The sequence below is a fragment of the Anaerostipes hominis (ex Lee et al. 2021) genome (genome assembly GCF_002270485.1).
Lineage (GTDB): Bacteria > Bacillota > Clostridia > Lachnospirales > Lachnospiraceae > Anaerostipes > Anaerostipes hominis.
Genome location: NZ_NQOG01000020.1, coordinates 1 through 20,990, shown reverse-complemented (window position 1 = coordinate 20,990; position 20,990 = coordinate 1). Strand labels below are relative to the sequence as shown.

At 47.0% G+C, this 20,990-nt stretch carries 21 protein-coding genes; all 21 read right to left on the bottom strand.

Annotated features, from left to right (window positions below; all coding sequences use genetic code 11):
• Nucleotides 1–389 precede the first annotated feature (389 nt).
• On the bottom strand, nt 390–2,045 hold the full coding sequence (locus tag CI597_RS14260; protein ID WP_024727894.1) for a nucleoside kinase: 1,656 nt from the start codon (nt 2,043–2,045) through the stop codon (nt 390–392).
• A 25-nt stretch (nt 2,046–2,070) separates the two neighbouring features.
• Nucleotides 2,071–2,853 carry a Nif3-like dinuclear metal center hexameric protein gene (locus CI597_RS14255; RefSeq protein ID WP_024727895.1) on the bottom strand — a complete coding sequence of 261 codons (783 nt, stop codon included), beginning with the start codon at nt 2,851–2,853 and terminating at the stop codon, nt 2,071–2,073.
• Nucleotides 2,840–3,535: a tRNA (adenine(22)-N(1))-methyltransferase gene (locus CI597_RS14250; protein WP_024727896.1), complete on the bottom strand. Its 696-nt coding sequence runs from the start codon at nt 3,533–3,535 to the stop codon at nt 2,840–2,842. Before CI597_RS14250 ends, CI597_RS14255 begins: the two co-directional genes overlap by 14 nt.
• An 11-nt stretch (nt 3,536–3,546) precedes the next feature.
• Nucleotides 3,547–4,641, bottom strand: a complete 1,095-nt coding sequence (gene rpoD / locus CI597_RS14245; RefSeq protein ID WP_009291195.1) for an RNA polymerase sigma factor RpoD — start codon at nt 4,639–4,641, stop codon at nt 3,547–3,549.
• 34 nt (nt 4,642–4,675) lie between these two features.
• On the bottom strand, nt 4,676–6,433 hold the full coding sequence (gene dnaG / locus CI597_RS14240) for a DNA primase (RefSeq protein WP_024727897.1): 1,758 nt from the start codon (nt 6,431–6,433) through the stop codon (nt 4,676–4,678).
• Between the two features lie 81 nt (nt 6,434–6,514).
• The gene (locus CI597_RS14235) at nt 6,515–7,522 is read right to left on the bottom strand and encodes a deoxyguanosinetriphosphate triphosphohydrolase (protein ID WP_024727898.1); all 1,008 of its coding nucleotides are present in this window, start codon (nt 7,520–7,522) and stop codon (nt 6,515–6,517) included.
• A gap of 42 nt (nt 7,523–7,564) precedes the next feature.
• Nucleotides 7,565–8,314 carry a sigma-70 domain-containing protein gene (locus CI597_RS14230; protein WP_024727899.1) on the bottom strand — a complete coding sequence of 250 codons (750 nt, stop codon included), beginning with the start codon at nt 8,312–8,314 and terminating at the stop codon, nt 7,565–7,567.
• 9 nt (nt 8,315–8,323) lie between these two features.
• Nucleotides 8,324–9,151 carry an undecaprenyl-diphosphate phosphatase gene (locus CI597_RS14225; RefSeq protein WP_024727900.1) on the bottom strand — a complete coding sequence of 276 codons (828 nt, stop codon included), beginning with the start codon at nt 9,149–9,151 and terminating at the stop codon, nt 8,324–8,326.
• A 70-nt stretch (nt 9,152–9,221) separates the two neighbouring features.
• Nucleotides 9,222–9,461 (bottom strand): DNA-directed RNA polymerase subunit omega, encoded by a 240-nt coding sequence (gene rpoZ / locus CI597_RS14220; RefSeq protein ID WP_009291193.1) that lies wholly within the window; start codon nt 9,459–9,461, stop codon nt 9,222–9,224.
• A gap of 14 nt (nt 9,462–9,475) precedes the next feature.
• Nucleotides 9,476–10,090 (bottom strand): guanylate kinase, encoded by a 615-nt coding sequence (gene gmk / locus CI597_RS14215; RefSeq protein WP_024727901.1) that lies wholly within the window; start codon nt 10,088–10,090, stop codon nt 9,476–9,478.
• 13 nt (nt 10,091–10,103) lie between these two features.
• Nucleotides 10,104–10,985 carry a YicC/YloC family endoribonuclease gene (locus CI597_RS14210; RefSeq protein ID WP_024727902.1) on the bottom strand — a complete coding sequence of 294 codons (882 nt, stop codon included), beginning with the start codon at nt 10,983–10,985 and terminating at the stop codon, nt 10,104–10,106.
• An 83-nt stretch (nt 10,986–11,068) separates the two neighbouring features.
• Nucleotides 11,069–11,602 carry a Holliday junction resolvase RecU gene (locus CI597_RS14205; RefSeq protein ID WP_024727903.1) on the bottom strand — a complete coding sequence of 178 codons (534 nt, stop codon included), beginning with the start codon at nt 11,600–11,602 and terminating at the stop codon, nt 11,069–11,071.
• Nucleotides 11,584–12,573 (bottom strand): RluA family pseudouridine synthase, encoded by a 990-nt coding sequence (locus CI597_RS14200; protein ID WP_024727904.1) that lies wholly within the window; start codon nt 12,571–12,573, stop codon nt 11,584–11,586. Before CI597_RS14200 ends, CI597_RS14205 begins: the two co-directional genes overlap by 19 nt.
• Before the next feature lie 12 nt (nt 12,574–12,585).
• Nucleotides 12,586–13,344 carry an SDR family NAD(P)-dependent oxidoreductase gene (locus tag CI597_RS14195; RefSeq protein WP_095142994.1) on the bottom strand — a complete coding sequence of 253 codons (759 nt, stop codon included), beginning with the start codon at nt 13,342–13,344 and terminating at the stop codon, nt 12,586–12,588.
• Nucleotides 13,345–13,364: 20 nt separating this feature from the next.
• Nucleotides 13,365–14,030 carry an HAD family hydrolase gene (locus tag CI597_RS14190; RefSeq protein WP_095142993.1) on the bottom strand — a complete coding sequence of 222 codons (666 nt, stop codon included), beginning with the start codon at nt 14,028–14,030 and terminating at the stop codon, nt 13,365–13,367.
• Entirely contained in the window at nt 14,024–14,746 is a 723-nt protein-coding gene (locus CI597_RS14185) for a pseudouridine synthase (protein ID WP_186992535.1), read from the bottom strand. The genes CI597_RS14190 and CI597_RS14185 overlap by 7 nt, the downstream gene beginning before the upstream one ends.
• The gene (locus CI597_RS14180) at nt 14,746–16,107 is read right to left on the bottom strand and encodes an RsmF rRNA methyltransferase first C-terminal domain-containing protein (RefSeq protein ID WP_095142992.1); all 1,362 of its coding nucleotides are present in this window, start codon (nt 16,105–16,107) and stop codon (nt 14,746–14,748) included. Before CI597_RS14180 ends, CI597_RS14185 begins: the two co-directional genes overlap by 1 nt.
• An 8-nt stretch (nt 16,108–16,115) precedes the next feature.
• A complete protein-coding gene (locus CI597_RS14175) occupies nt 16,116–16,919 on the bottom strand; it encodes a GTP pyrophosphokinase (RefSeq protein WP_006567368.1) in 804 nt (267 codons plus the stop codon).
• 205 nt (nt 16,920–17,124) lie between these two features.
• Complete coding sequence (locus tag CI597_RS14170; protein WP_095142991.1) at nt 17,125–18,087, bottom strand: beta-ketoacyl-ACP synthase III; 963 nt, start codon at nt 18,085–18,087, stop codon at nt 17,125–17,127.
• An 87-nt stretch (nt 18,088–18,174) separates the two neighbouring features.
• Entirely contained in the window at nt 18,175–19,647 is a 1,473-nt protein-coding gene (gene spoIVA / locus CI597_RS14165) for a stage IV sporulation protein A (protein WP_095142990.1), read from the bottom strand.
• A 128-nt stretch (nt 19,648–19,775) separates the two neighbouring features.
• Entirely contained in the window at nt 19,776–20,645 is an 870-nt protein-coding gene (locus CI597_RS14160) for a shikimate dehydrogenase (RefSeq protein WP_095142989.1), read from the bottom strand.
• Nucleotides 20,646–20,990: the final 345 nt, after the last annotated feature.

Below are 20,990 nucleotides of genomic sequence, written 5' to 3'. Positions count from 1 at the left end.
GTCTTTTTAATCCGAATATCTCCCTCTCTGACATCTAAAAGAGTCTGTTCTTTTTCTGCGGTGGACTGTACTCTTCCCTCCGCGTTTTTTCTTCCCCTTGAACTGCCTTGGGTCTGCTTGTCAGAGACGATTTGATCTAACTCAAATCCCTTTAATTTCTATTAATTTCCTGTTCCGTATCAAAGGTCATTAACATTTCTGAGCCAGAGCCAGCAGCCAAGTATGCTCTGCCGTATATGAGCCCTGCAGCTGTGCCGCCTTTTTTCTGTTCTTATCTGTCTGCGGCTGCAGCAAAGCCGAATATATTCTATAATTCTTCGTAAAAAAATTCTCTCTCATTAATTAAGATAGGGGTTCATCCCGATTAGTTAGATAAAAAAACTGATCCGTCAAGTCTCAAAGCAGCTTCCCCCGATGAACTCTCTGATAAGAGACGTCTTCGGTATATCCTCGCTTTTAACACTCAGGAAGTAGTCCAAAAACTTCAGCAGGCGCTTGGATTCCTGATATTCCGGACAGCCCGGGCTGATCTGGAACAGAAGTGGCTCTGCATACTGTTTTAACACGGCCAGCTCATAAATCTGGGCAGAATTAAACATGATATCTGCCTCCTCCTGATAAGGGAAAATATTCAGTTCCTCACCCCTGCGCACAGATTCCCACCGTCCGATGGTCGTCTTTGCATCCGTTCCCCTGTGCCTTGCATCCCTCACGATCCTTCTCAACAGACGGCCGTCGGAGCTGGGTATCCGGTTGTGTTCATCTATATTGATCTGACTCAGCGCGCTGACATAAATCTTATATTTGTCTTCTTCCGAAATCTCACTGGACAGCATCCCGTTCAAGCCATGGATTCCCTCGATGACCAGCACATCATCCGGTCCGATCTTTTTATAATTCCCTTTGTATTCCCGTTTTCCTGAAACGAAATTATAGGTTGGGAGCTGTACCTGCTTCCCGGCCAAAAGACAGTTGATATCTTCGTTGAACAATTCCAGATCAAGAGATGCGATCGTCTCGAAATTATAGTTGCCCTCCTCGTCCCTGGGAGACAGCTCTCTGTCTAAGAAATAATCATCCAGAGAAATTGGGTGCGGAGTGAGCCCGTCGATCTGAAGCTGAATGGCAAGGCGGTGGGAGAATGTCGTCTTCCCGGAAGAAGACGGACCTGCGATCAGGACAACCTTTTTCCCGTCGTCCACGATCTTTGAAGCAATATCAGCCAGAAGCTTCTCCTGAAGGGCCTCCTGCACGAGAATCAGGTTATTGATATCGCCGTTGGTGATCTCTTCGTTGAGAGCCCCGACCGTGTCCACTCTCATAAGCTTGCTCCAGGATCTGGACCTCTGCATCACATGAAACAGCTTTGGCTGAGGCGTAAATCTTGAGACGGAATGGAGATGATCCCGTCTCGGGATCTGAAGAACAATTCCTCCCTGATACGCATCTACATAAAAATCCTGGATATATCCCGTACTGGGCGCCATATAGCCATAAAAATAATTTTCATATCCGTCCAGCGAATAGACATTGGTCCTCGAAACCCTGCGGAACCGAAAGAGTCTCACTTTTTCTTTCATCCCCTGCCCCGCAAACCTTTTCCTTGCCTCGAACGTATTGTAGGAAATTTTTTTGATCTTTAAATCCTGTCTCACCAATTCCCGCATTTTTCTCTGGATTTTTTTTGCCAGCTCATCGTCCACTTCCAGATCATCGAGAGAAAATTCACAGAAGGTACTGTTGCCGATGGAGTAATTCATCGTAATTCGGTTGGTGCACCCTTCTCCCAGCACTTCCTCACAGGCTTTTAAAAACACGAAATTAACCGTCCTCTTATAAGTCATATATCCAGTCTGCTCCTCATTCGTCACAAACCGAATATCACAGTCTTCATCAATCGTATGGTGAAGCTCTCTCAGCTTCTCTCCCGTATAGGCGAGCAAAATAACAGGGGCGCCCGGCCTCTGAAACCTTTTCGCAAGTTCCTCCAGGGCCGTGCCCTCTTTTACACTGATCTTTGCTCCTTCTACTGATACATGCAGCATATTCAGCCATCAACTCCTCTCTGCTCTATTTTACGTCAAACGGACATTTTGTATGACTCAGGATGATCTCACACTCCGGCACTTTTTGTTCGAGAAATTTACCCATAAAATCTACGAAGATCTTTTCCAGTCCGTGATGGCCTGCGTCGATGACCGTAAGCCCCAGTTCCATGGCGTCCAGCCCTTCATGATGTCCGATATCTCCGGTTAAAAATAAGTCTGCTCCCGTCTCGGCCGCCTGCTGTTCCATATGTCTTCCGGACCCCGGAACAACAGCAACCTTATGGATTTCTTTTCTTTCATCTCCAAAAAGCAGGACATGTTCAATATCAAACGTATTTTTTACCAGTTCTGCAAAATCCCCTGCTGTCATAGAACACTCAAGTTCTGATACTGTACCGATCCCTTTCGGAATCCCGTCTTCTGTACACGTCGTTTCTGCCGGAGCCAGACTCTTAAGTCCCAGCGCCTCACAGACGATTCTTCCCATATGCACCACGTCGAAATTCGTATGCATGGCAAAACAATTAATGCCGTTTTCTATCAGCTTCAGAAGCTTTTTTTGTGTGCCCGACTCATCGGTGATACTCTTTTGCGGAGAAAAAATAAGAGGGTGGTGAGTCAGCAGAAATTCCACCTTTTGTCTGACTGCTTCTTCCACCACCCCGTTGTCCGCATCCAATGCGACCATGATCTTATGGATCTTCCTGTCTCTTCTCCCTGTAAGAAGTCCCACATTATCCCACTCCATGGCATAACGTGCCGGCACATAATCTTCTAATATCTCCGTCAGTTCACTGCATTTCATAGTTCTTCAGTGCCTCCTTTATCTCTCTGAGGATACAGGACAGTTCTCCTGCCCTGCGCCTTAGATGTTCTGAATCCTTTCCCTCAAAAGAGTCAAGGATCTTCTGTTTGTCCTTCAGCTCTTTTTTCAGATACTCCTTCATCAGAGGATTTTTTAATCCCGTAAGATAAGTACCGTAAGAATACTGCCACGACTCACGGTAAGATTCCCGGCCCCTGACAGCTTTTATGACAATATAATATTTCCCGTCTTCTTTTATCAGTGCTTCTTTTTCGATGGCAAATCCATGGCTGTGCAGGAATCTCCTGACCTTCTCCCAGTGGGACTGTGGTGAGAGGACCAGCTCTGAGAGCCGAAAAAGCCTGTCCTCTCCCCCCATTAAGATCTGTTCCATCAGGTCTCCGCCCATTCCGGCGATCACCACACTGTCCGCATCTATCGGAAGTTTTTCCATGCCGTCCGAAAGGATGCACTCGATCCTGCCGTCAAGACCTTCTTTTCTTATGTTCTCCCCGGCCCTTTCAAGCGGTCCCCGATTGACATCCATGGCATATGCTTTGTCCGTCATCCCTTCGGAGGTCAGATAAATGGGTATGTATCCATGATCTGTTCCTATATCGGCGACACACATCCCTTCGGACACAAAAGAAGCAATTGTTTTTAACCGTGATGACAGTTCCATATCTCACCCGATCAATCTAAATAGTCTTTTAATTTTCTGCTGCGGCTCGGATGTCTCAGCTTTCTCAAGGCCTTGGCCTCGATCTGGCGGATTCTCTCCCTGGTGACGTTGAACTCTTTTCCTACCTCTTCCAATGTCCTTGCACGGCTGTCATCCAGTCCGAAGCGCAGCCTTAACACCTTCTGCTCTCTCTCCGTCAATGTTCCGAGCACTTCGCTCAGCTGTTCTTTCAGCAGCGTAAATGCCGCCGCATCCGCCGGCACCGGCACATTGTCATCCTGGATAAAGTCTCCGAGGTGGCTGTCTTCTTCCTCTCCGATCGGTGTCTCTAAAGATACCGGTTCCTGGGAAATTTTTAAAATCTCCCGCACACGGTCCACCGGAATATCCATCTCCTCGGCGATCTCTTCCGGAAGCGGCTCTCTTCCGAGTTCCTGCAGGAGCTGTCTGGATACACGGATCAGCTTGTTGATCGTCTCCACCATATGGACAGGGATACGGATTGTCCTTGCCTGGTCGGCAATGGCCCTGGTGATGGCCTGGCGGATCCACCATGTGGCATACGTACTGAACTTATAACCCTTCCTGTAATCGAATTTTTCTACTGCCTTAATAAGACCCAGATTTCCCTCCTGGATCAGATCCAGAAACAGCATCCCCCGTCCCACATAGCGCTTGGCGATGCTGACTACGAGACGCAGGTTGGCTTCCGCAAGTTTTTTCTTGGCTTCCTCGTCGCCTTCCTCCATCCTCTGGGCCAGACGGATCTCCTCATCCGCACTCAGCAGAGGTACCTTTCCGATTTCCTTTAAATACATGCGCACCGGGTCCTCGATGCTGACTCCGTCCGGGATCGTCAGGTCCGCTTCTTCTTCGATCTCTTCCTTGATCTCCAGATCTTCGTCGTCCTCTCCCTCAGGAATCGTAAGCACATCGACTCCGTTTTGTTCCAGGTAATCAAAAATTGCCTCCATCATATCCGACGTCAGCTTAAAATCTTTAAAATATGTCTCGATCTGGGCATACTCCAGAAAATTTTTATTTTTCTTCCCCAGTTCTACTAAACCTGCCAGCTTCTCGCTGAATTGTAACATTGTTTCGTCCATTAATTTCCTTCCTCTCATACCTATTTTAACCAACCTAAATCGAAATATGCAGCTTTGCCAGTCTGCCTTTCTCCTGGATCAGCTCCTGCCATTTCATGATGTCGTTGGATTCATTCATCTTGTGTTCAATGCTGTCTTCCTTTACTTTCCGGACAATATCGGTCAAAGCCTTGTCATTGTCCTCGGGCAGAGGCTTTAATTTCAGCGTCGTGTTGAACAGCTCCGCAATTTTCTTCTGGTCTTCCATGTCCGTATACTGATTCAGTATCTTAGCCGGCGTCACTTTGCCGTCCCTCTCGTATTCTTCAAAGAGCAGCATGGCAGCGCCGTGATAGATCGGTTCGATAAAATCGTCCGGTCCGATGATCCCGGCAAGCTTCTGAAAAAGAACCGGCTCATTGACCAGCCACGTGAGCAGCAGTTTCTGAGGCTCCTGCCTTTTTTCTTCTTTTTTAACTTCCGCCGGTCTTCGTTCCTGTTCCTTTGGTTTCTCCTGAACATATCCGCTGGTGCCGTAATACTCCACCAGATCTTTCAGTTCCTTTACGCCCATAAAAAATTCCCTGGATACGGCTTCACAGTAGTTATTCCTCTCCAGAGGTTCCCTTATACCGGACAAGAGTTTTGCCGCCTCGTGCTGGAACTTGGTTTTTTCCTCCGGGTCATCCTGATTGTACTTTCCTGCCGCCACCGATACCTGGAACATGAAGCTGCTCCTGGCTTTCTGTATACGGTTTCTAAGTTCTTCGCTTCCCAGTTCTTTTATAAATTCATCCGGATCTTTGTACGGAGTCAGGTTAAGGACTCTGACCGTGAGACCTGCACCTTTGAGGATGGGAATCGCCCTTAAAATCGCCCTCTGACCGGCCTCGTCGCTGTCGAAGGAAAGTATCACTTCGTTCGTATAACGTTTGAGAAGCATCCCGTGCCCTTCAGTAAACGCCGTTCCCAGAGCCGCCACCGCATTGGTGAATCCGGCCTGATGCATGGAAATGACATCCATATATCCTTCACATAAAATGATAAATTTCTCTCTGGAACTCCGGGCAAAATTCAGCCCGTAAAGATTCCTGCTCTTGTCAAACAGCTTCGTCTCCCTGGAATTTAAATACTTAGGGCTTCCGTCTCCCATGACCCGTCCCCCGAATCCTATAACACGGCTGTTGGCATCCTGAATCGGAAACATGACCCTGTTCCAGAACTTATCACTGCCTCCCCTGGCCTCATCAATGGTGACCAGTGCGGAATCCTTCAGTTCTTCGTCGGAAAAGCCCTTGCTCTTTAAAAACCGATAGAGGTCATCCTGATAGATATCTGCGTATCCAAGGCCGAACTTTTTGATCGTCTCCTCGGTAATCCCGCGTCTTGTAAGATATGCAAGTCCTTTTTCCCCTCTTTTGCTGTGAAGGAGGATATAAAAATAATTGGCTGCCATCTTATTCATCTCTTTTAATTTTACCTTGGCGTCTGCCTGCTGCTTTGCTTCTGCGCTGAGTTCCTGTTCCGGAAGTTCCATCCCGGCCCGCTCTGCCAGATACCGCACGGCTTCCGGAAATGTAAAGTTCTCATATTCCATAATAAAAGTAAAGACATTGCCGCCGGCCCCGCATCCGAAACAGTAATACATCTGCTTGTCCCTGCTGACAGAAAACGACGGTGATTTTTCATTATGGAAAGGACAGAGTCCGAAATAAGAACTGCCCTTCCGCTTGAGCGGTACATAGGAAGAAATCAAATCCACGATGTCATTGCGGCTTCTGACCTCTTCAATAATGTCATCTCCGTATAACAACAGCCTGTCCTCCTATCTGTGTGATAAATGTCCTCTATATATATTATTCTACATAAACTGATTCATTCCTTTTTATTTTTCTCACTTTTCCAGCCAGAACTTCGGAATGAAGATTTCTTTGTATGTCTCGATGGCAAAATGGTCCGTCATTCCCGCAATATAGTCACAGGCAGCCTGTTCTTTGGACTCGGTCACCCCGATTCTCTCTTTAGAGTAAGCAGGAAGCAGGTCGGTGTGGCGGACATAATATTCAAACAGCGGTTCAATGATGTGGTGCACTTTTCTTTCTTCTTTTTTCGTCTGAGGATTGAAGTACACATGGTCAAACATAAATCTCCTGAGCCCAAACATGGCCTTGTGCACTTCCTCGGACATCAGGATATCACTCCGGTTCTCGCTGTGCTTTACAATATCCCGGATGATCGTGTTGATTCTCTCCCTCACCGTATGTCCGAGCACATCCGTATATTCAGCCGGAATGTCTGATTCCCTCATGACTCCTGCCCGTATAGAATCGTCGATATCGTGGTTGATGTAGGCGGTCTTGTCGGCCAGACGCACGATCTTTCCTTCCAGAGTGGAGGAAATGCTGTGGGTGGAATGATTTTTCATTCCCTCCCGGACTTCCCATGTGAGGTTCAGCCCCCTTCCGTCCTTTTCCAGACACTCTACCACCCTGACGCTCTGAAGATTGTGGCGGAAGCCTTCGGGATTTAATTCGTTCAGCGTCCTCTCCCCCGCATGGCCGAACGGCGTGTGTCCCAGGTCATGCCCCAGGGCAATAGCTTCCGTCAGCAGTTCATTTAAGTTCAGCGCCCTGGCTATGGTCCTGGCATTCTGCGCCACCTCCAGGGTGTGCGTAAGTCTCGTCCGGTAGTGGTCCCCTTTCGGAGACAAAAACACCTGCGTTTTGTCCTTTAAACGCCGAAAAGCCTTGCAGTGGACGATCCGGTCCCTGTCCCTCTGGAAACAGGTCCGAAGTTCGCACTCCACTTCAGGCTTTTCTCTCCCCTTTGAACGGCTGCTCTGCGTCGCATATGGACTCAGCAGCTTAAGCTCTGTCTGTTCCTGCTTTTCTCTGATGTTCATTGCCCCACCTCTTCCTGCATATGGGCGGCCGGAAATTCCGGCCTATTTCCGGGTAATGTCTGTCTCAACGACAGAGATCGCATCAAGCGACATCTTCATGATCTCCTTTACTTCTTCTTCTGTCATCTTAAGGTGATCCGCAAGCTCTTTGGCAGTTGCCTCTCTTCCAAGGTTTTCTGCCAGAAATCTGGCTGCCTCGTCCAGACGGTTGGCCTGCCTTGCCATCTGTTCTCCCACCGAGTCCGTATTCATCTGCTCGGAAACGGCCTTCTTCATTGCCGACTCCGCTGCTTCCCGTAAAAATATCTCGGCTTCCTCCGGCTCTTTGTCTCCAAGTTCAAATACAGCTTCTATAAGGCCCATATTGCCCTCCTGGATCAGATCTCCGAGCAAAACACCGTGCCCCGTGTAATTCTTGGCAGCCAGCGCCACATCGGCGAGCATACTCTCGATCAGTTCATTTTGGACGTCTTCCCCGTCTGCCAGCCGGACAATGAATTCTCGTACTTTTTCGGGATCAGAGCCTCCCAGCTCTGCAAGTTCCTCCTCATAAAACCGGATCACTCCCGGATCTGTATCTTCTTTCTGCGTATTCTTTTTCGGGCTTTTTTCATACCCCTCCACCTGCACTCCAGCTTCCACAAAATAGTCGCAGAGCATGGTCTCGATCTCATCTGTAATGTTCATTCCTCCGAAATACGATAAAATATCTTCCTTCCGGATCTTGTCGCCCCCGGCCTTTGCGACCTCTAAAAGCTCCTGCATCCCTTTTAAAAATAATTCTTTCTCCATGTAATTCTCCTATTTTAAAAACATAAAATATCCGATGACCAGGATACCAAGTATGATCCTGTACACTCCAAACGCCTTAAAATCATGCCGTTTTACGTATCCCATCAAAAATTTAATCGAAACAATGGATACAAGGAACGAAACGATCATCCCTATGGCCAGCACCACAAGCTCTGTGCCGGTAAAGGAAAGACCGAATTTTAAGATTTTTAAAAGACTGGCTCCGAACATGACCGGTATTCCGAGGAAAAACGAAAATTCTGCCGACACGGTCCTGGAACATCCGATCAGGATTCCGCCCACAATGGTAGCTCCGGAACGGGACGTACCCGGAATCAGAGACAATACCTGAAACACTCCTATGATAAAGGCCATCCGGTATGTAAGGCCCGAGAGAGAATCCATCCCTCTTCTCCGGCTTCTCTCGTTATGATTTTCAATGACGATAAATAAGACACCGTAGATGATCAGGGTAGCCGCAACTACCACCGGATTAAAAAATCTGTCATGAATGGCATCGTCAAACAGTATGCCGATGACGGCTGCCGGAAGGACCGCAAAGATTACTTTGTACCAGAGTACCATAGTCTCATGTTTCTGCTTCCGGTTCTTTTTTGGCGAGAGCGGGTTCAGCTTGTGAAAATAGAGCACGACCACTGCCATGATGGCGCCCAGCTGGATCACCACGTCAAACATCTCTTTAAATGCTGCCGAGACATTTAAGTTTATGAACTCATCTACTAAAATCAGGTGACCGGTGCTGCTGATGGGAAGCCACTCCGTAATGCCCTCCACAATTCCTAAAATAACGGTTTTTAAGATTAATATAAGATCCATTTCTGTTCCTTTCAAGATGATATTTTAAAAGGGTGACTAGAAAAAATCCTATTCACCCTTCGTGCTTTCTCTATTCTTCGTCTTCTCCATCCTGAAGAATCTTTACTTTATTACTCCGTATCTCCTCAACCGCCGTGGAAAGAGGCTTCTGTTCGTCTGCGTCTTCCGTAAGGGGCATATCTCCACCGATCAGCTGTCTCGCTCTCTTGGCACTGGCAATGACAAGTGAGTAGCGGCTGGTGATGATATTCTTGTCTTCGTCATCTCCGTTGATGACCTGCATTAATTCTGAATATGATGGGTGTAGCATAAATATGATTCCTCCTATAAGGTTTTTAATCCTTCCATTGTTTCTTTTACCAGATCCATGTTGTGTCTGCGCTCACAGGACTGTGCAGTGACCACCGCATGCACCTGGCCGACGCACACTTCCAGATCGTCATTGACGATAATATAATCATACTGACACATGTCCTCGGACTCTTCCACCGCCCTTGAAAGCCGCTTCGCTATGACTTCCTCAGACTCGGTTCCCCTTCCGATCAGGCGGTTTTTGATCTCCCTGGCACTGGGAGCCGTGATGAAGATCAAAAGAGCATCTTCATACTGTTCCCTAATGGCAAACGCCCCCTGTACTTCAATCTCCAGAATGACATTGTGCCCCGCATTGAGCTCATCTTCCACGAACTTCCGCGGCGTGCCGTAAAAATTTTCAACATATCTAGCATATTCTATAAATCCGTTGTAGTCAATCAGGTTTCGGAACTCTTCTTCCGTCTTGAAAAAATAGTCTCTTCCGTCCACCTCCCCTTCCCGGGGCTGCCTGGTCGTTGCGGAAACCGACAGACTGTATCCGTATTTCTCCACCAGGCGCTTTGCGACTGTACCTTTTCCAACGCCGGAAAAGCCGGATAAGATGACCAACGCACCTTTTTTCATCGTTTTATCCTCCCTACTCGATATTCTGAACCTGTTCCCTGACCTTTTCCACGTTAGTCTTCAGCTCAATGGCGTGGTTGGAAAGTTCCACGTCACTGGACTTGGACAGGATCGTGTTGGCCTCCCGGTTCATTTCCTGGGCAAGGAAATCCAGTTTTCTTCCAACGCTTTCTTTCTCATAGAGTTCTTCCTGCATCGCCTTGATATGGCTCTTAAAGCGGACGATCTCTTCATCCACAGATATTTTGTCTGCGTATAAGGTTACCTCTGCCGCAATCCTGTTTTCGTCGATTCCGGCGTTATTTAGAAATTCTTTTACCTTATCTTCCAGTTTCGTGCGGTATTCCTGAATAATAGACGGAGAACGCTCGGCAATAAACTCAATGTCTTCTTCCATCCGGGCTAGCTTTCCTTCCATATCCTCCAAAAGTCTTTTCCCTTCCACTGTTCTGGACTCGACGAATTTCCCGCCGGCTTCCCTGACAGCTGCTTCGATCAGGCTCCACCACCGGCTCTCGTCAAAAGTCTCTTCTGTGAGAGAGAGCACCTCAGGAAACTGAGCCAGGCGTTCTGCCGTGACCGACACCGGAATTCCAAACTCTTCTTCCATCTGATGAAAGGCATCCATGTACTCTTTTGCCATCGCTCGGTTATAGTGGAGACCTACGCTGGTCTCGGACAAGTCTTCGTATGATATGGACAGATCGATCTTTCCCCTGTTCGCATACTGTTTAAACAGGTTCCGGACATCCGCCTCAAACATAGTAAACTTTTTCGGTATCTTTAATGAGATATCACAGTATCTGTGATTGACTGATTTCACCTCAACGGTGATCGTCTGATTGTTGTCATTGGATACGACGCTGCGCCCAAATCCTGTCATACTTCTAATCATTGGTCTATCTTCTTTCTGTGTATTCACTTGCCGGACGTAACGGCTGTTTCAATGTTTTATTATACGAAAAACAGCAGGCTAAGTCAACGCCTCCCGGCCAATAGTTTATTCAGGCACTCTAAATAATGCAGGATCATACCTTTTTTCATGGGAACAAAGAATCCTGCATCCAGTTCCTCAAATTTAAAATGCTTCGGACCGCCGTTTAACTGCCTGTTCCAGTATTTCATCGTCTCCTCAAAAGACATGAAATAACAGGCCTGCCTGTGGGTAAAATAAATCAGCAGAAAGCTTATGCCCCCCTGTTTTTCAAACCTCTCCATAAATTCTATTTGGTGTTCATGGATATTATGTACGGGAAATACGTCGTTTCCGCACTCTTTTGCGTCAAAACAGACGGGATATCCCTGGACAGCCCCCACATAGTCCACCGTACTTTTCTGGTCAAAATATGCTAAAGTGATCTGCCGGGTGGTCTTGTCAAACCGGACCGGCTTTATGGAGGTGGGGATCTTCTGGATCAGTGCCAGCCCCTGTTCCTTATATTTTTCATTTGTGTGGTTGATCAATTCCTCCAGAACCGATCCCCTCAGTCCTTTTAAATTCCAGGTTCCCATACGACTCTCCCAAACAATTCATTTGCTGTCCTCAAAAATATTTCCGGAGGCTCTGCGGCAACGGTCCTGCCGGACAGTTTCCTGCACCTTTCCATCTTTTCGGGAAACTTAAGACAGCCGCAGTGCAGCAGCTGGTGCTTTACGCCGAACTTCTGCTTCATCCACAGATTGACATCCCTGTCTCCGTACTTGGTATCCCCTGCCAGAGGGAATCCCATCCCGGCCAAATGGGCCCGGATCTGATGCGTCTTTCCGGTAATCAGTTCCACCCTCAGGAGCGTAAAGCCGTGCCCGGCTGCCATCGGCTCATAGGCCGTCTCGATTCTGCTGCCTTCGCCGAGCTTCTGCTCCGAAAAAGAAACCTTGTTTTCTCTGCAGTCCTTATATATATATCCGGAAATTCTTGCTTTTTCGTTCACCGTGCCCTTTACAACACAATAGTAATATTTTTTCACAAAACGGTCTCTCAGCACTTCCGCCATCGTCTGAAGCCCTTCCAGAGAGATTCCCGCGATCAGCAGCCCCGTCGTATTCCTGTCTAAGCGGTTGCAGACAGACGGACGGATTAATTCCAGGTCAGATTCCTTTAAAATGCCGTGTTCCAGACAATAGGGGACGATCAGCTCATTCACTGACACATCCGACGGCTTTGCTTTCTGTGACAGCATCCCGTAAGGCTTATTAATGATGAGCACATTGGAGTCCTGATAAATTACAGAAAGATCCGCCTTTCTCCTCTCCGCCCTCGGTTCTTTCCGGAAGGAGGCAATGGTTGCGTCCGCCATATAAATACACACCACATCGCCGGATTTCAGCTTTTCATTTCCTGATGCTTTTTTTCCGTTCAGTTTAATATTCTTTTTCCGGAGCATTTTATATAGAAAACTTTTCGGAGCCTTGTTCAGATATTTTGCTAGCAGTTTATCCAGCCGCTGTTCTTCTTCCCTGGCTGAGATTCTGATTTCTTTCATACAGGTTCCCTTCTAGCCTATCAGCCTGACGATCAGACCGCTCGGCAGCAGCTTGCAGAGGACTCTCACCGCCTTCATGGAAAGCCCGTAGACAGAGACCGCCCTGCCTCTTTTTACATCCCTCAGAGCCTTTTTTACTACTTTTTCCGGCTTTGACATTGCAAGCTTTTTATATAGTTTCATTTCTTTTTTTTGATAGGCCGTATCAAAGAATTCGGTCTTTACCGGTCCCGGACAGACAGCCGTCACAATAATTCCTCTCTTTTTCAGTTCCTGTCTCAATGCCAGGCTCAGATTCAAAACATAGGACTTTGTTGCCGCATAGACTGCAAATCCCGGCTGAGGTACAAACGCCGCAGAGGACGCCACTTGTACGATACAGGCCTTTCTGGGCATATACGGCAGCACGGCTCTGGTGATCCTTGTGAGTGCCAGACAGTTTACTTTCACCATCTGATCCAGCATCTCTTCCTCCTGCCGGTCAAACTTCCCGGCCAGTCCAAGTCCGGAACAGTTTACCAGCCCATAGACTCTCGGCTTTTCTTTTGCCAGGATATTTCTGATCCGTTCGGCACTGTCTTTTTTCGCAAGATCCAGTGGAATCGGCCGGATCACGATGTTGGAAACCAGCACCCCAAGTTCAAATAAACGGTCCGCCCTTCGCGCCACCACCCAGATCTCATCTAAAAATCCATGGCTCTTTGCCGTCTGAATGACGAACTGTCTTCCCAGACCTGAGGAAGCACCTGTAATAATCGCTACTTTCTTCATGTTATCACCTCTCGTATCGCTTAAACTGATTGATAGGTTCCGTTTATGATATCAAAGTAAGTTTCAATGTAATAGTCCGCCAATTCCTTTTTCTTTTCCGTTACCGCCTGGGAGTAGGAATCCCTGACCGCACAGGTCGTCATATTCGCTCTGTTTCCGGCCATAATGCCGTATGGAATATCTTCAAACACTAAAATATGTTCCGGAGACACGGAAAGCTTCTCCGCGGTCTTCAGATACACATCCGGCGCCGGTTTTCCTTTCGGCACTTCATTGGAAGTACAGATATACTGAAAATATTCCCCGATCCCATGAGCATCGAGACATGCCTTCGTCAGCTCCCTGGAATTGCTTGTAGCGATGCCAAGCGGAAGATTTTTCTCCTTCAGGATATCCAGGAACTCCTTTGCCCCTTCCTTGAGAGGGATCTCATTCATATACATCTCAAAAGCCATACGGTTCCATGTATCCTTGATCTCCTGTATGGAGAGCGGCAGCGGGAAATTATTTTTAAAATACTCCGCCGTCTCATTAAAACTGAAACCTTCCAGGAGATCATTCAGTCCATCCGGAACCTGAAGGCCATACTGTCCTAAAAACCGTTCGTCGATCTCCCGCCAGATCCACATGGAATCCACAAGAGTTCCGTCCAGATCAAAAATAACTGCTTTTTTATCTTTTAGCATTGGTTCTCCTTTAAACATCTGATTTCTTCTTCTGTCAGCTCTCTTACCTGTCCGGGGAGAAGTTTTGGGTCAAGGACAAGGCTTCCCATGGAAAGTCTTTTGAGTTCTAAAACTTTGCTGCCCACCGCCTCAAACATTCGTTTGATCTGATGGAATCTGCCTTCCGTGATCCATACTTCCGCCTCTGATACTTCTCCTGATCTGTGTATGACAAGTCTCGCCGGCTTTAAAGGCTTATCATCTCCGATATCCATGCCTGACTCAAAGACCTCCTGCTGCTCTCTGCCGATTTCCCCTGTTACAGTGACAGAGTAGCGTTTCGTGACATGATGCTTCGGAGACAGCAGACGGTGAGCCAGTTCTCCGTCATCTGTGATGAGAAGCAGGCCTTCTGTGTCCTTATCCAGCCTGCCTGCCGGGAACAGTCCCTTTCTGTGTGTTCCGGTAATCAGATCCATGACCGTCTTATCTCTTCCATCTTTTGTTGCCGTCACCACACCTTTTGGCTTGTTCATCATTAAATACTCATATTCCCGGAAGTTCAGTTTTTGTCCGTCGGCTGTGATCTCGTCTTCTTCTGGGTTTACTTTATGCTCTGGTTTCTTTATAATCTCGTCTCCTGCCAGGACTCTGCCCTGGCGGATCATTTTCCTGGCCTCGCTCCTGGTGCAGCCCAGGGCATCGCACAAAAACTTGTCCAAACGCAGTGTCTTCATCACATCCATCTCCATGACGGCGCATATTTATTTTTCATCCGTCCCTTTGACAGTTTCCCCCATCCGAGAGGATAACCGCAGACGGTGATCAGATACATACCGTCTTCTTTTTCGTCTGCAAGTATCGTTTCACATTTCAAATATTTCATGAGCCTGTCATCTGAAAGGCTTAGATCCAGGGTCCTCACATATCCGCTGTCGGATAGTGCCATAGCCAGCACCTGGCTTGGCTCAAATCTTTTCTTCTTCATCTCTCCCAGAAGCAGCCCGTGTCTTAAAACCCGGAGCCTGCCAAGGTCAGGCAGGTCTTTCGGCATAAGGATCAGTCTCCCCTTATGTTCTTTGATCCGGTCTCTGTCGAGGTCCAGCCTGCACTCGGACAAAAAGGCTTCTGCCTCCTCAGAGATCACTGCACGGGCAGGTCTGGATTCCTTCCTGCCCGAAGCCGGAGAGCCGTCCTTTTTCAAAAGAGCCAGAAAGTGGCCTTCCCCTTTGATCCTGTGCGGCCAGAGCCGGATGCATTTATTTACCTCCTGAAGTCCTGACACCGTCCACTCGGCGTGTCCTCTGTCAAACCCTTCACAGTCCGGCATATCCGCCAGGGACAGTCCGGGCTCCTGTTCCAGCAGATACTCTATCAGCTGCTCGTCCTCCTCCGGAGAGAAGGTGCAGGTAGAATATAAAAGGTATCCCCCAGGCTTCAGCATCTTTACTGCATCCAGGATGATTTCCCTCTGGATCTTTACATAAGGTTCAATGCCGTATTCGGCCCAGTTTTTAATCTCACTGCTGCCTTTGCGGAACATCCCTTCTCCCGAACAGGGCGCGTCCACAAGCACTTTATCAAAATATTCATAAAAGACCGGAACAAGATTTTTAGGTTCCTCGCTTACGATCACGCTGTTGCTGATGCCGAACATCTCCAGATTTTTCAAAAGGGCTTTTGTCCTTGTAATGCTGATGTCATTGGACACCAGAATCCCCTCTCCCCGGAGTCTTGCCCCAAGTTCTGTGGACTTGCCTCCGGGCGCCGCACAGAGGTCCAGTACCTTGTCCCCGGGCTCTACCGGAAGAAATGCCGCAGGTGCCATGGCGCTCGGTTCCTGAATATAGTACAGACCCGCATGGTAAAACGGATGCTTCGCAGGCTGCTCTTTTGGTCCGACAAAAAACCCGTTTTCCGTCCACGGCACCGGCTCGGTCTCAAATGGTGCAATCTTTTGAAATTCTTCCACCGATATCTTTGATGTATTGACACGGATGCCATTCTGCTTCGGCCGCTTTAAACACGCCTCATAATCGCTGTATTCTTCTCCCAGAAAGGATTTCATCTTCTCAACGAATAATTGTGGTAATTCCATAACTTCTCCTATGACAGGCTCTGTGCGCGGTAGCCTTCCGCAATGATGTCCAGCTGCTTATTGAAATGGATCAGCTGCTCCATATCTCCTGTCTCATATATTTTGTAAAACTCATCCTGTATTTTGATGACTTCCTGTTTGTTGGCAACTTTATATAAATTCTGCATCGTTGATAAAATCTCAGAAACGATATTCGCTTTCTTCCTGAAAGAGTTCTGTGCATCCATGATCTCGTCTCTGACAATCGACATCTCTTTGTCCAGGACCACAATGGCATCCGCTGCATTCATGAGCTTTTCCGTGATATGCTCCGGTATATTTTCCTTGTACTTGTACTGAAGGGAATGCTCCACTGTTGCCCAGAAATTCATGGCCAGCGTGCGTATCTGTATCTCCGCCTGGATTCGTTTTTTTCCGTAGATCGTATCGACATCGTAATAAATGATGACGTGAAAACTCCGGTATCCGCTGTCCTTTGCTTTTGTTATATAATCCTTTTTTGTCTTGATCTCCATGTCAGACCGCTGTTCAATAATCTCTACGACACGGTCGATATCTTCAACAAACTGACAAATAACCCTGATGCCCGCAATATCCTCCAGATCTGTCTCTATCTCATTGATATTGATCTTTTTCCTCTGCATCTTGTCAAGAATGCTGGAAATACTCTTTACTCTCCCATCCACCTGTTCGATCGGTGAATAGCGGCCTGCGGTCCTGTACTCATTCATGATGTGTACGAACTTCAGCTTTAATTCTTCCACAGCTAAGTCGTAAGGGCAAAGGATCTCTCTCCACATCTGTAATTCCATTGCCAACACCTCCTTTAATCTATATTCTTATATTATATCATACTTTAACATTTGAAGCACGTTCATCCTCACGCATCTGTGCACAACCCGCGAAGCGTTTTCATTCCATAGGGAAGCTCGTAAAACTTTCCTGAGAAATAAACAAAAAAAGCAGGAAGGCCCTACTTTTTTCTCAGATGAAACCAGAATCATCTCCGGCTGTTTCTTACCATTCTAAATAAATTGTTCCCCAGGTCAGACCTCCTCCAAATCCGCACATGACAATCTTATCTCCTCTCTCAAGCATGCCCTTTTTATTGATCTCATCCAATAAGATCGGGACACTTGCAGAAGATGTATTGCTGCACCGGTCCAGGTTCATCGGAAACTTTTCTATGTCAAGCTTCAGCCGTTTTGCGGCCGAATCGATGATCCGTTTGTTGGCCTGATGCAGGACGTAGTATTTGATCTCATCTTTTGAAACTCCTGCTTTCTCCAATACATTTTCAATCGTCTTGGGAACCGTCTTTACTGCAAACCGGTAAACTTCCTGTCCGTCCATAAAGACTTGTTCCAAAGGCTCATGGTTCTCTACCAATAAGTTATTTAATTTTCTCTCGCCGCAGGTCAATGCTTCACCGAGTTTTCCATTAGAGCCGTAATCAATAAATACTTCTCTGGAATCATCCGCTTCCACCACTGCGCACCCTGCCCCGTCTCCAAACAGGACACAGGAACTGCGGTCGCTCCAATCCACGATCTTTGATAAGGTTTCCACACCGATGACGAGCATCCTTTTCGCCATTCCTGCTTTTGCATATGCGATCGCAGTGGTCAGGGCATAGACAAACCCGGAACACGCCGCATTTAAATCCATACAGACCGCATTCTTGGCGCCGATGGCTTTTTGAACGTCACAGGCCCCGTTGGGAGTGGCCCGGTCACCGGACAATGTCGCAAAAAAGATACAGTCCAGCTCCTCCGGAGCGACTCCGCTTTCCTTCAGGGCTTCTTTCGCAGCTTTCACTGCCATACCGGATGTTGTATCGTCCACAGAAATATGACGTGCCCGGATTCCAGTTCTGCTGGCGATCCACTCATCGCTGGTATCCATCACTTTTGCTAAATCATCATTTGTAACAATCGTCTCCGGAAGATAACTTCCTGTACCTAATATTCTAATCGACATCTTATCATTTATCCTGCGCTTTCCTAATATTTTGTTTACCAAAGTATATTCTTTTTTTCGCAATTTGTCAATGCCGCCCAGCTATTGTCAGATGATGATGCAGACCAGTCCGCCGTTGCTCTCATTGACGATCTTCTCCATAGTATCCTGAAGTTTCTGCTGGCTTTCTTCCGTCATCTTCTGCGCTTTTGACTGCATGCCTTCTCCGACCAGCTGCTCCAGTGTCTTTCCGAAAATATTGATATCCCATATACTTTCCTGAGGATCACTCTTTCCCTTGTCAAAGTACTCCATCAGATCCTTGGCCTGATACTCTTCACCGACGATCGGTGCGATCTCCGTGGAGATGTTGGCCCGTATCATATGAATGGACGGGGCGCTGGCCTTGATCTTCACCCCGTATTTGTTTCCGTGCTTCACGATCTTAGGTTCTTCCAGCACAATATCTCCCTTAGTCGGGGTCACAACACCGTATCCCCGCTGTTTCACTGCGTTCAGGGCATCGGCCACTTCTTCGTATTCCTTTTTCTGTCTTGCAAGATCTCTCATGATAGAGATAAATTCGTACTCATTCTTGATCGGAAGTCCGATCGTATCACTTAAAAATTCATAATAGTAGGAATCATCCATATCCACTGCGATCCGGATCACTCCGGTATCCATGGCGACAGAATCCAGTTTCCACTGTTTTATGTATTGATTTTCGTAATCTTCCTCCTCATAGATGTCTTTCATGGTATCCTTCTCCATGAGCATCCTTCGGGCAGTCTCCATGATTTCCTGTTTGATCTTGTGGTCTTTTGGAAGCACCTCCACCCATTTCGGTACAAAAAAGCCAATAGAAGAAACCGGAAATTCCATCAGTACACTCTTGAGTATATAATAAATATCATCCTTTTTCAGCTGTTCACAGTTCATCGGGAGCACTTTTGCTCCGTATTTGGCTTCTTTTTCTTTGGCAAGATTCACGGTTTCTTCAGAATATGGACGGCTCGTATTTAAAAGTACCACAAATGGTTTATGTAATGCTTTAAGCTGTTTGATTGTCTCTTCTTCAGGCTCCTGATAATTGGCCGCCTCTATGTCACCGAAGGAACCGTCCGTGGTCACTACGATCCCGATCGTGGAATGTTCCGTGATAACTTTTTTTGTCCCTATGCTGGCCGCTTTTGTAAATGGGATCTCATAATCAAACCACGGTGTCTTTACCAGCCGTTCTTCTTCTCCCTCAATGTGACCCACGGCTCCGTTTACCATGTAACCCACACAGTCGATGAGACGGACTTTCATGCTGATGCCGTCATCCACGTTGATCTCCACCGCTTCATTCGGCACAAACTTGGGTTCCGTTGTCATGATGGTTTTTCCGCTGGATGACTGAGGCAGCTCGTCGTTGGCACGGTTTCTTTCATTTTCATTTTCCATATTCGGGAGAACCATCAGATTCATAAACCGCTTGATGAACGTGCTTTTTCCGGTTCTCACCGGACCTACCACACCGATGTAGATCTCTCCGTCGGTCCTGGCCATAATATCCTTATATACATTAAAGTAATCCATAATATCCTCCTACGATAGACTGTTAAAGTATATGCAGACTTCTGGCAGGATATGACTGTAATAAAGAAAAAAGGACTGCCCGGGCAATCCTTTTTCTCTTATATCACTGGTTGATTATGTATTCTGTTTCAAGAAAAGAACTTTTCCTTTACTTCTTTTACCGGCATGTCCTGTCCGGTGAACAGTTTAAATGCAGCCACTCCCTGCCATAAGAGCATTCCGTCCCCCTGGACAGTCTTGCAGCCCGCTGCCTTAGCCTCTTTTAACAGCTTCGTCTCTTTCGGATTATAGACGACATCTGCCACAACCATATCTTTATGGAACAGACTGGTATCCCGGATCACGGAAGTGTCTTCTTTTGGTTTCATCCCGAGAAGAGTTCCGTTGATGAGGATATCGGTTTTTAATACCGCTTCTTTCACAGCAGCTTCGTCATCCAGATCGATCAAAGTTATGTCACAGTCTGAAGTTTCTTCCCGGAGCTTTTTATGCATCTCTTCCGCCCGTCCGAAGAAATCGTCCCTGGGGTTGATGACCGTGACGGATTTTGCTCCATCCAGAGCACACTGTACCAAAATCGCTGTCGCGGCACCTCCGGCGCCAAAAATCACAATATCTTTTTCCTCGATTGAAACCCCATGATCTTTAAGGTTTGCCACAAATCCTTCGCCGTCTGTTATATGTCCGTAAAGTTTTCCGTCCCTGTTTACCACAGTGTTCACCGCACCGATCAGCCTGGCTGCCGGAGACAATTCATCCATATATTTTGCTGCCTCCGTCTTACACGGCATGGTCACATTGATCCCCTGCATATTCAGTGTGCGCACTGCGCTGATGGCATTCTTTACCTGATCTTCTTTGATATCAAAAGCCAGGTAAGCTGCGTCAATCCCGAGTTTCTGAAATCCATAATTGTGCATAGCCGGTGATCCTGAATGTCCCACCGGTGACCCGATCAGTCCCAGTAATCTTGTTGTTCCTTTAATTCTGCTGTCCATAGTTCCTCCTAATTTCCTCCCGGAAAAATCTTATATGCTTCCGGTTTTTATTTTCATTTTATCTGAAAGCAGACGGCAATGTTGAGTCTGCCTTTTTTTCTTTCCTAAGAAGATTAGGGTGTCAAAAGACACATTAATAAATATCTGATTTTGTTTGTACCTTGAAAATTTAACACGAATTGGTTTGAGAATATTAAATTTAGAACAATCAACAGAAAGTGAGCTTGATGTTTTGAGTATTAATTATGCTATCTCTTTTTCAGAGGCACAATAAACCAAGCTATTTTCATAATCCAATAGCTTTTGAAAATTCAAAGCTGCGACTTTGAATCCGAAATGCAGACG

Coding starts and splice junctions, on each gene's coding strand:
- CI597_RS14185 (WP_186992535.1), bottom strand. CDS start 14,746: ATGAAGACACTGCGTTTGGACAAGTTTTTGTGCGATGCCCTGGGCTGC.
- rpoD (WP_009291195.1), bottom strand. CDS start 4,641: ATGGACGAAACAATGTTACAATTCAGCGAGAAGCTGGCAGGTTTAGTA.
- CI597_RS14260 (WP_024727894.1), bottom strand. CDS start 2,045: ATGCTGCATGTATCAGTAGAAGGAGCAAAGATCAGTGTAAAAGAGGGC.
- CI597_RS14195 (WP_095142994.1), bottom strand. CDS start 13,344: ATGAAGAAAGTAGCGATTATTACAGGTGCTTCCTCAGGTCTGGGAAGA.
- CI597_RS14200 (WP_024727904.1), bottom strand. CDS start 12,573: ATGAAAGAAATCAGAATCTCAGCCAGGGAAGAAGAACAGCGGCTGGAT.
- CI597_RS14250 (WP_024727896.1), bottom strand. CDS start 3,535: ATGGAACTGTCATCACGGTTAAAAACAATTGCTTCTTTTGTGTCCGAA.
- CI597_RS14235 (WP_024727898.1), bottom strand. CDS start 7,522: ATGAACATCAGAGAAAAGCAGGAACAGACAGAGCTTAAGCTGCTGAGT.
- CI597_RS14180 (WP_095142992.1), bottom strand. CDS start 16,107: ATGGAATTACCACAATTATTCGTTGAGAAGATGAAATCCTTTCTGGGA.
- CI597_RS14205 (WP_024727903.1), bottom strand. CDS start 11,602: ATGGGAACCTGGAATTTAAAAGGACTGAGGGGATCGGTTCTGGAGGAA.
- rpoZ (WP_009291193.1), bottom strand. CDS start 9,461: ATGCTACACCCATCATATTCAGAATTAATGCAGGTCATCAACGGAGAT.
- CI597_RS14175 (WP_006567368.1), bottom strand. CDS start 16,919: ATGGAATTACAGATGTGGAGAGAGATCCTTTGCCCTTACGACTTAGCT.
- CI597_RS14210 (WP_024727902.1), bottom strand. CDS start 10,985: ATGATTAGAAGTATGACAGGATTTGGGCGCAGCGTCGTATCCAATGAC.
- gmk (WP_024727901.1), bottom strand. CDS start 10,090: ATGAAAAAAGGTGCGTTGGTCATCTTATCCGGCTTTTCCGGCGTTGGA.
- CI597_RS14255 (WP_024727895.1), bottom strand. CDS start 2,853: ATGAAATGCAGTGAACTGACGGAGATATTAGAAGATTATGTGCCGGCA.
- CI597_RS14160 (WP_095142989.1), bottom strand. CDS start 20,645: ATGGACAGCAGAATTAAAGGAACAACAAGATTACTGGGACTGATCGGG.
- CI597_RS14230 (WP_024727899.1), bottom strand. CDS start 8,314: ATGGAGAAAGAATTATTTTTAAAAGGGATGCAGGAGCTTTTAGAGGTC.
- CI597_RS14170 (WP_095142991.1), bottom strand. CDS start 18,087: ATGTCGATTAGAATATTAGGTACAGGAAGTTATCTTCCGGAGACGATT.
- CI597_RS14190 (WP_095142993.1), bottom strand. CDS start 14,030: ATGCTAAAAGATAAAAAAGCAGTTATTTTTGATCTGGACGGAACTCTT.
- spoIVA (WP_095142990.1), bottom strand. CDS start 19,647: ATGGATTACTTTAATGTATATAAGGATATTATGGCCAGGACCGACGGA.
- CI597_RS14225 (WP_024727900.1), bottom strand. CDS start 9,151: ATGGATCTTATATTAATCTTAAAAACCGTTATTTTAGGAATTGTGGAG.